Here is a 12,866-nt window from a genome sequence, read left to right as displayed (position 1 = left end):
ATATTCATGCATCATCACTCGTTGTGGTGCGCGATGTTGTAAGCCTACGAAGATAAACTCTATTTATCAAACCGACTATAGCATAGGGACTAACAGGATATCAGTAGTCCTTAGAGGCCTAATCTATCGGTTACGTGGCAGATATCACCTTTACTGTGAGGATGGCGCTAACTCAAGTAAACTAGGGGGGAATAAATACGAGGTCACGATGGCATTAAAAGCAACGGTTTACAAAGCAGTAATCAATATCGCCGATATGGATCGGAATTTTTTTCACGACGCGAATCTGACGATAGCGCAGCATCCGTCTGAAACTGAGCAGCGTATGATGCTGCGGCTTTTAGCGTGGATTTGCCATGCTGATGAAAACCTGCGCTTTACCAAAGGGCTCAGCGCAGATGACGAGCCGGAAATCTGGCGACGTAATGATACGATGGAGCTGGAATTGTGGATTGAGCTAGGCCTGCCGGATGAAAAGCGGCTGAAGAAAGCCTGCAACCAGTCCCGTTCCGTTGTTTTGTACGCCTACAGCGAGCGTGCGGCACAGGTGTGGTGGAATGCGATATCGAATAAGGTCTCCGGGTACAAGAATCTGGCTGTCCGCTTTTTAGATGACAATCAACTGGCTCAGATTGCCGGACTAATCCAACGCACCATGTCATTACAGGCAACCATACAGGACGGCACGATCTGGTTGTCTGACGATAAGAATAGTCTTGAAATAGCATTTTCTGAGTGGAAAATTCCCCAGACTCAGGGATGATAACGAGTTGGGTACGTTCCAGCGTATTGAGTAAGAACGGGAAAACAGGACAGAGGGACAGAAAAATAATGATGAAAAAACTGGCTATCGGTGTGCTGTTGATTGCGGGGATTTCTGGGTTGATCGGGTGCCATACCCGCTCACAAGTTCAGGAAGAGCCCCTTAAACCAATGGCGCAAAGTTATCGTGGCGTTTTACCCTGTGCGGACTGTGGAGGGATTGATACGTCACTGTTTTTGGAAAAAGACGGGACTTTTGTTCTGCGTGAACAGTATCAAACGACGAGAGAGGGTAACAACACGTTCGCTTCCTATGGGCAATGGAGACGTACCGCAGATAAGCTGGTGCTGACGGATAGCGCGGGCGAAAAACGTTACTTCCGCCCAGTTGATAGCGCTCTTGAAATGTTGGATCAACAAGGTTTGCCCATCAATTCCTCTCTTCCTCGCCAGCTGACTGCAACCGAGCAGCCGCTGCCAAACACGCCGATGGTAATGAAGGGAATGTACCGCTATATGGCGGACATCGCGACCTTCTCTGACTGTGCGACAGGAAAAACCTTTGTGATGGATGACAGCGCGGAGTTGGAAAGACAATATTTTCGCGTGAGAGATAAAGCCGCTGAACCGGTATTACTTGTTCTCACTGCGCATTTTGCCGTTATTCCGTCGATGGAAGAAGGGCAGATGGTGAAAGCAGTTGTCCCCAACGGCAGTGATAAAGTACGCATGAAGGCACGAGCAAATTGCGATACACAGATAGACTGATTTGACGTTTAAAAGAAAAGGCACTGATTTTCAGTGCCTTTTTGCTTTATTTGCTCCGTTCTGACTCGCGTTAGAGCATTTTCTTTAGCTGATACAACCAATCCAGCGCCTGACGTGGTGTGAGCGCGTCAGGGTCGATGGCTTCCAGCGCTTCAATCGCTGGTGATGGTTCATCATTATTCAGCAGCGCCAACTGCGCGCCATCGATATGGCTGGATGATGCGTTATTCGATAACGTTTCCAGCTCTTTCAGTTTCTGACGTGCACGTTTAATCACTTCTTTCGGTACACCCGCCAGTGCGGCGACGGCAAGCCCATAACTTTTGCTGGCTGCGCCATCCTGTACGCTGTGCATAAAGGCGATGGTATCGCCGTGCTCGCGGGCATCTAAATGGACATTCACCACGCCTTCCATTTTTTCCGGCAGGGTGGTCAGTTCAAAGTAGTGCGTTGCAAACAACGTCATCGCTTTGATGCGGTTAGCCAGACTTTCGGCGCACGCCCATGCTAGCGACAAACCGTCATAGGTTGAGGTTCCGCGGCCGATTTCGTCCATCAGCACTAGACTGTTTTCCGTGGCATTGTGCAGAATATTTGCCGTTTCGGTCATTTCTACCATGAAGGTGGAGCGGCCAGATGCCAGATCGTCTGCTGCACCCACGCGGGTGAAAATGCGATCGACGGGACCAATGACCGCCTGATCCGCAGGCACAAAGCAGCCGATGTGCGCCATTAGTACAATTAGCGCGGCCTGACGCATATAGGTACTTTTACCACCCATGTTGGGGCCGGTAATGATCAACATACGACGCTGCGGTGAGAGCGACAGGGGGTTAGAGATAAACGGCTCACGAAGTACCTGCTCGACGACGGGGTGACGACCGCCTGCTATTTTGATGCCGGGTTTGTCACTCAGTGTCGGACAGACGTAATTCAGCGTATCCGCGCGTTCCGCCAGATTCGTCAGGACATCCAACTCGGCCAATGCGGCCGCACTTTGTTGGAGTTCCGCTAAATGAGGCAGCAGTCGGTCGAAAAGCTCATCGTAGAGTGCTTTTTCTAGCGCCAGCGCTTTGCCCTTCGAGGTCAGAACCTTGTCTTCGTATTCTTTCAGCTCTGGAATGATATAGCGTTCGGCATTTTTCAGCGTCTGGCGGCGTACATAGTGGATCGGCACCAGATGGCTTTGGCCACGACTGACCTGAATGTAATAGCCGTGCACACCATTGAAGCCGACTTTCAGCGTATCAAGCCCCAGTTTTTCACGTTCGCGAATTTCCAGACGATCCAGATAATCGCTAGCACCGTCAGCTAACGCACGCCACTCATCCAGCTCTGCATGGTAGCCCGGCGCGATGACGCCGCCGTCGCGAACCAAGACCGGCGGTGCTTCGACAACGGCGCGTTCCAGTAAATCACGTAGTTCATCAAATTGCCCAATCAGGCTGACCAAACGGCGAACGGAATCAGTATCCAGCGGCGCAAGCTGTTCGCGGATATCGGGAAACTGCTGGAAAGCATGGCGCATGCGTGCCAGATCGCGCGGACGTGCCGTGCGCAACGCGAGGCGCGCCAGAATACGCTCCAGATCGCCGACCTGCCGCAGGTAGGGTTGCAGATCCGGTGTGATTTCCTGCAATGCGCTGATAGCCTGCTGACGCTGCTTAAGCGCATCAATATCGCGGCTAGGCATGTGAATCCAGCGCTTCAGCATCCGGCTGCCCATCGCTGTTACGGTGCAGTCCAGTACGGCAGCCAGCGTATTTTCTACGCCGCCTGACAGGTTTTGCGTCAGTTCAAGGTTACGGCGAGTTGCCGCATCCATGATGATGCCATCCTGTTGGCGCTCCATTGTAATGCCACGAATATGCGGCAGCGAGGTGCGCTGTGTGTCTTTCGCGTATTGCAGCAAACATCCGGCGGCTCGCAGCGCGAGCTTTGCCTGTTCTACGCCAAAACCGGTCAGATCGCGGGTACCAAATTGCAGGTTAAGCTGCTGGCGTGCGGTATCGGGTTCAAATTCCCACATCGGACGACGACGGAGCCCATGACGATTGTCGATCAACTCCATGGACTCAAAGGATTCTGGGTAGAGTAATTCTGCTGGATTGGTGCGCTGTAATTCGGCCGCCATGGTTTCCCGATCGGCGGGTTCACTTACGCGAAAGCGTCCAGAGCTGATGTCTAGCGTGGCGTAACCGAATCCCCGACCGTCCTGCCAGATTGCTGCCAGCAGGTTATCCTGCTTTTCCTGCAATAGCGCTTCGTCGCTGATGGTTCCTGGCGTGACGATACGTACGACTTTACGTTCCACTGGCCCTTTGCTGGTGGCGGGATCGCCGATCTGTTCGCAGATTGCGACGGATTCGCCCATTTGCACCAGTCTGGCAAGGTAGTTTTCAACGGCATGGTGAGGAACGCCCGCCATCGGGATCGGTTCCCCTGCGGAAGCGCCGCGTTTCGTCAACGAAATATCCAGCAGTTGAGAAGCCCGCTTGGCATCGTCAAAGAACAGCTCGTAAAAATCGCCCATACGGTAAAACAGCAGGATTTCTGGATGTTCAGCCTTTAACCTAAAATACTGCTGCATCATTGGCGTGTGGGCAGTGAAATCCTTGTCGGTAGAATCTTTCATATTGATTTTACTCAGTCTTAACGCTTTGGTTCATTCAGATGATGGCGTAGGGTCGATGTTAAATCTTGCCAATGGCTCGTCACCTGAGCATTGAAATGGAATGCCAGAAGTATACTGACTGGCAGATGAAAAACATCACCTGCGAGTGCGCTATCTTACCATTGATGGTCGTTATTTGGCGTCAGACGACGTTACCAGACTGAGACAGGGATGCGTATGCGATTTTTCCTCTATTGCTCAGGCGCGCGAGGCGGCTCGCAAGTTTGCCCGGAATCCTTAAGTCAATGAAGCGAAGATCGAATGCGGCCTGAGGCTATCACTATTGTGAAGCTGATAATAGGTGGGATTTTTGCCCAACGTCGCGATCATTCATAAGGTAAGATTGACACAGAAAAGTAAGGTATCAGCCTCGATAACGGGTTCAAAGCGCTTGCTCGTCAGGAATTGAGAAAGCAGGGGATTGAGCCGAAGGGGCGAAAGTTAGCTAATTAGCAGAACAGATAACCAAGGGAATGGATGATGGTTCTCAATGTTCTTTAACGTCAAGGATGCGAGATATGGACAATTACCTAAATAGAAATAGTGTTAATAATCAATATTTTTTGGCTATGGCTCAGGCAGCCTCGTTTGATCTAATAAAGACAGCCAGAATTGTTTCCGCTCGTCATATTAACGATCTCTTTCTTAAAGCAAAATTTGAAGACGAAATTCGACGTTTTTCTAATGGAAATCTGGACATCGTTAGAAATGCCAGTAGCTCATCGGAATGTCAGATTGCTATTAATAATATCAAGGAAGAATGTACCAATATTGAAAAACAAGGAAAAATGCTTTCTCTTGAAAAAGCCAAGGTATTTATTACCATCAGCATGGAGAAAAGAGATAAGGAATTTGGTTATACAATAAATGCAATCGGTGTAATTGTTGGTGGTGCCCAGTTTGTTTCTGGAGTTGGAATCGCTTATGCCGCGACTGGTTATTTAGGTCGATTTATTGGGGCACATATCGCTCTAAATGGAGCAAATTCACTTAGTGAGAGTATTTTTCATCTTATTGGGCGTGAGGATTCAGTAGGATTTATGAAGTCTGGCTATATACGTACAGCAGAATTTTTGGGGTTTGATAAAAGATCAGGCTTGTTGGCTTATCATTCAGTCGATCTTGTCACTTCATTCTATGGTATCGTCAAATTAACGCTGAAACCTGATGCCTGGAGGCTTTTTCGATATATTCCCAGCGATTATTATAGAAAAATAAATACGATGAGCAGAGCATCGCTGATGTTGAAGATGATCGGGGCTGGAAATAAGATACGAATAATGTCTGATATATATAAAGATGACTCTCTTTAAGATAATAGGCTGGATCAGCCCATCTTACCCTTTCTCTTTAGGTAGGAATATGACTTATATGCCAATTTCATTGGCCCCATGTGATAAACTAAAAAAAGAGAAAGCATCATGACAAAAAAGTAAACAAAGAATTCAATTAAATCAGCTCGTGTGTTAAAAATAAAATTAATGGTAAATGCAGCTATTATAACAACAAACAAAAAGCACCCGTTATAAAACCGTGTTCGTAATGTATGAATCAATCTCTGTAGCGTCTCTTCACTATCCTCACCACGAGAGATTATCTTTCTCATGAAGTTAATATCATTCTGTGTGAAACCATTCGCTAAGAGTTCCTTTTCTGTCTCTTGGTCATTCATGGTTTTTTCTCCTGGTTTTTATTATATTTTATAGGGTGTAGCAATATTTGAACACTATCACCCATCAATTATGTATTAGTAAGTCGAATCAGTCCATAAGAGGAAAGAACTGGTTCTTGCTACCACATGCTCCCATTCGATTGATGCAAATTTGAACGAAATGCTTTCCTGTGGCTGGGTTTCATTATGTGTTAATGAGTTAGGATAGAAAAACTGAATGTCATTGATAATGGCGTCTCTTCGCACCATTTTAAAATAGAGTTCGTTGCCACCGGATTGGGACGTTCTGTAAAACAGAAATTCACAGGTTAGTTTTTCGTTATCACCTAATGCCTGTGCCAGAAGAGGCGTTGCCTTATCTATCGGTTTTCTGATTTCCACAGGGTTGAGGGAAACATTATCCTGCCGAGTTATTCTATTCATTAACTCATAAACAAAAATCTCATCTTCATGGGAAGTCTGATATTTATTGCCAATCGAGTCTGCACTTGAACAGCCCGCAGAGATAAGACCTTGCGTTACGCCAGTGAGTTTTAGATAGATCAAATTTGCCATTATTTATTCCTTAATATTATCCATAATTCTGCCCCATAAATCCTTTTTCCTTATGGGAGGGTAATTTCTGCATTTTTTGGTAAATGAGTCAATAGCCGTTACCGCGCATTGCGCGAGGCGGTTCGCACGTTTCTTGCAGCATCATAGGTAGCAACTAGACTGATTATTCTGTCACTCATTCGGAAGAAAGGAATCTGGATATGGCATTTGATGATTTACGCGGTTTTTTAAACGCGCTTGATGAAAATGGCCAACTGTTGCATATCGATGAGGAAGTTCAGGCTGAGCCAGATTTGGCCGCTGCGGCCAATGCAACGGGACGTATTGGAGAAGGGGCACCCGCGCTTTCTTTTACGAATATTAAAGGATTCGTTGATGCACATGTCGTTATGAATACGATAGGTTCATGGCCGAATCATGCCATCTCGATGGGATTACCGGGAAATACACCGGTAAAACAGCAAATTGATGAGTTCATTCGCCGATGGGATAACTTCCCAGTTGCGCCGGAACGACGCGAGAACCCGCCGTGGGCAGAAAATGCACTGGAGGGGGATGACATCAATCTTTTCGCTCTCCTGCCATTGTTCCGTTTAAATGACGGTGATGGTGGCTTCTACCTAGATAAGGCCTGCGTTGTTTCACGCGATCCCGACGATCCTGAGCATTTCGGTAAGCAAAATGTCGGTATTTACCGGATGGAAGTCAAGGGCAAACGTAAGCTGGGTCTGCAACCGGTGCCGATGCACGATATTGCCATGCATCTCCGGAAGGCAGAAGAACGCGGCGAGGATTTGCCCATTGCTATTACCCTCGGTAACGATCCCATTATTACGCTAATGGGGGCAACGCCGCTGAAATATGATCAATCGGAATATGAAATGGCCGGTGCGCTGCGTGAAAGTCCGTACCCTATATCTACTGCACCACTTACCGGTTTTGATGTTCCCTGGGGCTCCGAAGTTATTCTGGAAGGCGTGATTGAAAGCCGTAAGCGCGAAATTGAAGGGCCGTTTGGTGAATTCACTGGGCATTATTCTGGTGGCCGTAGTATGCCCGTGGTGAGAATTGATAAAGTGTCCTATCGCTCTAAACTGATTTTTGAATCTCTGTACCTTGGTATGCCTTGGACCGAGGTCGATTATCTGATTGGCCCCGCAACCTGCGTGCCGCTCTATCAGCAATTAAAAGCGGAGTTCCCAGAGGTTCAGGCGGTTAACGCGATGTATACCCATGGATTGCTGGCGATTATCTCCACCAAAAAACGATATGGAGGGTTTGCTCGTGCAGTAGGGTTGCGTGCCATGACGACACCGCACGGACTGGGATATGTGAAAATGGTTATCATGGTTGATGAGGACGTCGATCCTTTTAACCTTCCCCAAGTCATGTGGGCACTGTCTGCCAAAGTGAACCCAGCTGGCGATCTGGTCCAACTGCCGAATATGCCTGTGCTGGCGTTGGATCCGAGTTCAAGCCCTGCAGGTATCACCGACAAACTGATTATTGATGCTACAACGCCTGTCGCGCCGGATATCCGTGGTCACTACAGCCAATCCGTGAAGGATTTGCCTGAAGCCAAAGCCTGGGTTGAAAAACTGTCTGCCATGCTGGCGAATCGATAACTAAGGAGTCACAAATGGTGTGTCCACGTTGTGCCGATGAGCAGATTGAAGTGATGGCTACATCGCCAGTGAAAGGCGTCTGGACGGTATATCAGTGCCAGTGCTGTTTGTATACCTGGCGTGATACCGAACCGCTGCGCCGTATTAGCCGCGAGCATTATCCTGAAGCCTTTCGTATTACGCAGAAAGATATAGCGACGGCGCTTGAGTTTCCCGCTATTCCGCCCTTGTTGACGAAATAGGTGGTGTTGAATTAATCATCTCAATCGTGGTTATTTTTGAACGCGATGCGCCGTGTTTCAGGGTACCTCGCGTTTATTCCTTATTCGGCGCTTGCTTCAATATTCTGGACTTTCTGCCAGCTAGCCAGATTTTTCAGCCGCTGTGAATAGCGTTGAATATTGGGGAAACGTTCAGTAGGAACGAGTCGTTCCACGACGGTATTAATAACGAAGCCCAGCATAATATCCGCGCCAGTTAAGGTATCACCCACGATAAATTCTCTCGAAGCCAGCGTGTCGTCTAAAAATGAGAAGACTTTGTCGAATTCGTTGTCAGCGTAACCCTCAAGGAAATTCAGTGTGGTGCCGGTATTCTTTTCAAATTCGCCAAAAATCTTCAATAACACCGGCAGCATGGCGGAGCTTTCTGCAAAGTGTATCCACTGAAGATAATCAATGTATTCGGCTGCGTTTGCATCTGGCGCTAAGTGTCTCGCATGGCGATTGATCAGGTATTCAACGATCGCACCAGATTCTGCGATGACTTTTCCATCCTCTTCAATCAACGGTGATTTACCTAAAGGATGTATCGCTTTCAGTGATGCGGGTGCCAGATGCGTTTTTTCATCTCGCTGATATCTGACAAGCTCATAAGGTATCCCGGCTTCTTCAAGCAACCAGAGGATACGAACAGACCGTGAATCATTAAGATGGTGTAATTTTAATCCCATATTACGTTTCCTTAAATTCTGATGGGTTGAGCTAATCGCCATGATGTTGCCCCACGACGTGTATTTATTCCGTGTAATACACGTAGAGTAGCGATTCCGTTGGCCTTCGGCTAACAAGGCTCTTTTTGTAGGGGCATAAATATTTTTATGAGGTTGCTGCGTTCACCTTGATGGATAAGAACATGATCCGCGCTCACTTCACTACACACATTGGTTGACCTGATACCGGCTCGGCGTGGATCTCCGCATCGATGCTGAATACCCGTTGCAGTAATTCGGGTTTCATCACTTCGTGCGGAGAACCCTGCGCTATCACGCGTCCATCCGCCAACATCACCAGATGATCGCAGTAGCGGCTGGCCTGATTCAGATCGTGCAGGACAGTTACCACCGTTTTTCCAGCCTGATTCAGTTCGCGCAGCAGCTTCATCAGTTCCACTTGATGATTGATATCGAGGTAAGTCGTTGGTTCGTCGAGCAGTACAACGGGGGTATCCTGCGCCAGCAGCATTGCCAGAAACGCCCGTTGACGTTGCCCACCGGACAAATCGGTCAAGCGTTTGTCGGCCAGCTCGACGATGTGCGTTTTCTCCATTGCGAGCTGCACGCGCTGGCGATCGTCTTGTGATAATCGCCCCCACAGCGATAGCCAGGGGCTGCGTCCGTAGGCCACCATATCACGTACGGTAATTCCTTCCGGCGTCAAATGCTGCTGTGGTAACAGCGCCAGATGACGTGAAAGCTGGCGAGCAGAGAACGCAGATAGCGGCTTGCCATTGAGCTGAATAGCACCGGATTCTGGAGTGAGCAGCTTGGCGAAGCACTTCAGTAGCGTTGACTTCCCACAGCCGTTGGGGCCGAGTAGGGCGGTAATTTTTCCCGCAGGCAGCGACAGCGACAGGCCATCAAGAATACGTTTGTCGCCATAACCTGCCGTCAGGTTTTGTGTGGTGAGTTCCATTTAGCGCATTCTCACGAGAAGCCAAAAAAACCAAGGGGCACCAATAATCGCGGTTAGCACCCCGGCGGGTAATTCCATTGGTGGGTTCAGCGTACGCGCCAGCAGATCGGCAAGCAGCAGTACCAACGCACCAGCAACGGCTGAAGCAGGAAGAAGCCAGCGGTGTCGTCCTCCCACCAGATAGCGGATCAGATGCGGCACGACGAGGCTGATAAACCCGATGGGCCCGCAAACGGCCACGCTGGTTGCGGCGAGCGCCACTGCAAGCGTCAATCCCCAGAACTGAATATACCCAATATTGACCCCCAGCGTACTGGCACGGTCGTCGCCTAGCGCCAATAAATCCAGATCGCGGCAAAAGCGCAGGCTGATCGGAATCAGTACGCAGAGGACGGGCAGCGCGACCATGACGAATGACCAGTCGCGTCCCCATAGGCTCCCCGTCAGCCACAGCAGCGCGTTGTTGATATCCTGCGGGCGGGAGAGGATCAGATAATCGGTGAGGCTTGCCCAGGTAGCAGAAAGCGCAACGCCGATGAGCGCCAGCCGCATGGGTGATGATGTTCCCGCGATAAGTCTCAGAAGTAGCAGCCCGACGATGCCGCCGATGAACGCGAGGAGCGGCAACCAGATCACCGGCAGTGAAGGCACCAGCATTAGCGCGCTGACAGTTGCCAGACTTGCCGCGTGATTTACGCCGAGAATATCCGGCGAGGCTAGCGGGTTACGTACTATCCCCTGAACCAATACGCCGGAAATTGCCAGCGCTGCACCGACGAACAGCGCCAGCAGCACGCGGGGCAAGCGATACTGCGTCAGCACGTAATGGTGTTCGTTGGCGTTGTACCAACCGCTTATCAATGCCGACCACGGTAGCGGAATGGCTCCCATGCGCAGCGCCAGAACGCTAGTGGCGAGTAACAGCAGCGTAATCGAGATAAATACAGTGACGGGGCGCATTATCCTCGTTTCCTTGCCAGCCAGACAAAACAGGGGGCACCGATCAGTGCCAGTACCGCGCCGGCAGGCAGTTCGCCCGGCCAGGCGAGCGCACGGGCAAGCAGATCGGCCAGTAGCATAAATACCGCGCCCATCAGCATACTCATGGGCAGCATTTTTCGCTGGTCGTACCCGATCCAGAAACGTGCCAGATGCGGTATTAACAGACCGATAAACGCCACCGGACCGGCTACGCTCACGCAGGCACCGACTAATACCAGCACTGCCAGATTCAAGACAAGGCGTAGGCGACCCAAGTTGACGCCCAGCGTATGGGCGCTTACGTCACCAATATTCAGTAAATTAAGCTGGTTTGCCATTAGCAGGACAACGGGGGTGACGATGATGACAAAGGGGAAGAGTTGCCAGAATTCCACCCAGCGTGCGTGCGATACGCCACCTGCCAGCCAGTAAAAAATGCCATAGGCGTGATCTTCTGCCAGCAGCAGCGTGATGCGAGTTAAGGCCATGCACAGGGCAGAAAGCGCGACACCTGCCAGAATCAGGCGATTACGATCGAGCGTTTGTCGCCAGCCGCCGCCCGCTGCCATCACCATCAGCCAACACAGGCCACCGCCGCAGGCGGCAACAAAGGCGATGGGATAGCCGGAAAGCGAAGACGTGAACGCACTGGTCAGTGCCATCGCCAGTGCTGCGCCGCTGTTGATGCCGAGCAGAGAAGGAGAAGCCAGAGGATTATGGGTCAGGGTTTGAAGCAGAGCGCCGGACAGCGCCAGACTGGCGCCGATCAGTACGGCAACCAGACTACGAGGCAGGCGCAGGTTGAGCACCAGCGCCTCCGGTAGCGAAGACGGCGATCCCGTAATCAGCGCTTTGATAGCACTCAGTGCAGGAATGGGGATCGCGGAATAACAGAATAGGCTGAGCCAGAACACGCCCAGCAGCACTGTTATCGGTAATCCCCAACGCCAGAACGGATGGAAATTTTGCCTCATTGCTCGCTGCTGATGCTAACGGGCTGATGTTTAAAAATCTTCACCGTATCGCTGCCGACGCGTTCCGCTGCAAAGATGCCGCGCATCCGCGCCCAGGCGTTGCTGTCGACAGCGGCAATCTGCTGTTTTTGCTGTGCTTCCAGCATGTTCCAGAGTGCATCCTGCTGCCAGCGTTTCACAATACTTTCTTCGCGATAGTGCGTCACAATCAGCCACTGTGGGTTAATCGCCAGCAACTGTTCCAAATTGATGGAGGCCATCGGCGCATTGTTAATGGGTTTCGGCACGCTCAGACCCAGAGCAGCCAACACGCTGCCGGTGTAGGCTTCGCTGGAATACAGGTTAAACTGCTGTTCGCGCGAGGTGCCGAAAGCGACGCTCGTGCCTTTGGGAAGCTGGTCTGCGTAGGCTTTCATTGTCGCGCGATGCTTAGCAAGACGAGCCTGCATCGCACTGTCTTTCCCTAATACCTTGCCGATGATTTCCGCCGAATGCAGGTTTTCATCATAGGTTTCGTTGCGTGATTTCAGCAGCAGTACCGGAGCGATAGCCTTCAGCGCCGTGTAAATACCGCTGTGGCGACTGCTGTCGGCGATAATCAAATCAGGCTTCAGCGCGCTGATGGCTTCGAGGCTCGGCTGCGCACGCGTTCCCACGGAGTGCCAGGGTTTTAGGTGTTCACGGACTTCCGCCAGGATCCGGTCTGGATCGTTGTCATCGGCGATGCCTACTGGGCTGACGTCTATCGCGGCCAGTGCATCGGCAAAAGAGAGTTCCAGCACCACAATGCGCTGAGGCGGCGTGTCGAGCGTAAAGGAACCCTGTTCATCCTGCACCGTTACTGCATTGGCGCGACCCAGTCCGAACAGACAAAGCACTGTAATCAGTGCAACGCGAAGTAGAGCAAACATAGCGTAACTCCTAATAGTCGTGATCATTCAA

At 50.4% G+C, this 12,866-nt stretch carries 13 protein-coding genes; 5 read left to right on the top strand and 8 right to left on the bottom strand.

Annotated elements, in window-relative coordinates; genetic code table 11:
* Positions 1-208: 208 nt before the first annotated feature.
* Both DUT67_RS16955 and nlpE read left to right on the top strand, forming a co-directional pair.
* Complete coding sequence (locus DUT67_RS16955; RefSeq protein ID WP_048259071.1) at positions 209-763, top strand: YaeQ family protein; 555 nt, start codon at positions 209-211, stop codon at positions 761-763.
* A gap of 71 nt (positions 764-834) precedes the next feature.
* Positions 835-1,530, top strand: coding sequence for an envelope stress response activation lipoprotein NlpE (gene nlpE / locus DUT67_RS16950; protein ID WP_189339489.1), 696 nt, complete (start codon positions 835-837; stop codon positions 1,528-1,530).
* Between the two features lie 70 nt (positions 1,531-1,600).
* On the opposite strand, the gene mutS is transcribed toward nlpE, so the two are convergent.
* The gene (mutS, locus tag DUT67_RS16945) at positions 1,601-4,165 is read right to left on the bottom strand and encodes a DNA mismatch repair protein MutS (protein WP_189339484.1); all 2,565 of its coding nucleotides are present in this window, start codon (positions 4,163-4,165) and stop codon (positions 1,601-1,603) included.
* 557 nt (positions 4,166-4,722) lie between these two features.
* On the opposite strand from mutS, the gene DUT67_RS16940 reads away from it, so the two are divergent.
* The gene (locus DUT67_RS16940) at positions 4,723-5,517 is read left to right on the top strand and encodes a DUF4225 domain-containing protein (RefSeq protein WP_189339483.1); all 795 of its coding nucleotides are present in this window, start codon (positions 4,723-4,725) and stop codon (positions 5,515-5,517) included.
* Positions 5,518-5,531: 14 nt separating this feature from the next.
* Here the strand turns inward: DUT67_RS16940 and DUT67_RS16935 are convergent, their stop codons facing one another.
* Together DUT67_RS16935 and DUT67_RS16930 are read right to left on the bottom strand one after the other, a co-directional pair.
* A complete protein-coding gene (locus tag DUT67_RS16935) occupies positions 5,532-5,876 on the bottom strand; it encodes a hypothetical protein (protein ID WP_113632041.1) in 345 nt (114 codons plus the stop codon).
* 75 nt (positions 5,877-5,951) lie between these two features.
* On the bottom strand, positions 5,952-6,431 hold the full coding sequence (locus DUT67_RS16930; protein ID WP_113632040.1) for an Hcp family type VI secretion system effector: 480 nt from the start codon (positions 6,429-6,431) through the stop codon (positions 5,952-5,954).
* 200 nt (positions 6,432-6,631) lie between these two features.
* On the opposite strand from DUT67_RS16930, the gene DUT67_RS16925 reads away from it, so the two are divergent.
* Complete coding sequence (locus DUT67_RS16925) at positions 6,632-8,056, top strand: non-oxidative hydroxyarylic acid decarboxylases subunit C (protein ID WP_113632039.1); 1,425 nt, start codon at positions 6,632-6,634, stop codon at positions 8,054-8,056.
* Between the two features lie 14 nt (positions 8,057-8,070).
* Positions 8,071-8,298, top strand: coding sequence for a non-oxidative hydroxyarylic acid decarboxylases subunit D (locus DUT67_RS16920; protein ID WP_113632038.1), 228 nt, complete (start codon positions 8,071-8,073; stop codon positions 8,296-8,298).
* An 80-nt stretch (positions 8,299-8,378) separates the two neighbouring features.
* On the opposite strand, the gene DUT67_RS16915 is transcribed toward DUT67_RS16920, so the two are convergent.
* The 5 genes from DUT67_RS16915 to DUT67_RS16895 all read right to left on the bottom strand — a co-directional run bounded on the left by DUT67_RS16915 (position 8,379) and on the right by DUT67_RS16895 (position 12,835).
* Complete coding sequence (locus DUT67_RS16915) at positions 8,379-9,008, bottom strand: glutathione S-transferase family protein (protein WP_113632037.1); 630 nt, start codon at positions 9,006-9,008, stop codon at positions 8,379-8,381.
* A 193-nt stretch (positions 9,009-9,201) separates the two neighbouring features.
* Positions 9,202-9,969 carry a Fe(3+) dicitrate ABC transporter ATP-binding protein FecE gene (gene fecE, locus DUT67_RS16910; RefSeq protein WP_113632036.1) on the bottom strand — a complete coding sequence of 256 codons (768 nt, stop codon included), beginning with the start codon at positions 9,967-9,969 and terminating at the stop codon, positions 9,202-9,204.
* Entirely contained in the window at positions 9,970-10,929 is a 960-nt protein-coding gene (gene fecD / locus DUT67_RS16905) for a Fe(3+) dicitrate ABC transporter permease subunit FecD (RefSeq protein ID WP_113632035.1), read from the bottom strand.
* Positions 10,929-11,924, bottom strand: a complete 996-nt coding sequence (fecC, locus tag DUT67_RS16900) for an iron-dicitrate ABC transporter permease FecC (RefSeq protein WP_113632034.1) — start codon at positions 11,922-11,924, stop codon at positions 10,929-10,931. The genes fecD and fecC overlap by 1 nt, the downstream gene beginning before the upstream one ends.
* Complete coding sequence (locus tag DUT67_RS16895) at positions 11,921-12,835, bottom strand: Fe(3+) dicitrate ABC transporter substrate-binding protein FecB (RefSeq protein WP_048259081.1); 915 nt, start codon at positions 12,833-12,835, stop codon at positions 11,921-11,923. Before DUT67_RS16895 ends, fecC begins: the two co-directional genes overlap by 4 nt.
* Positions 12,836-12,866: the final 31 nt, after the last annotated feature.

Origin of the sequence: Pectobacterium peruviense (assembly GCF_003312355.2) — a bacterium.
Taxonomy (GTDB): domain Bacteria; phylum Pseudomonadota; class Gammaproteobacteria; order Enterobacterales; family Enterobacteriaceae; genus Pectobacterium; species Pectobacterium peruviense.
The sequence above is the reverse complement of the archived record's forward strand: the minus strand, read 5'-3'. Positions and strand labels throughout refer to the sequence as shown.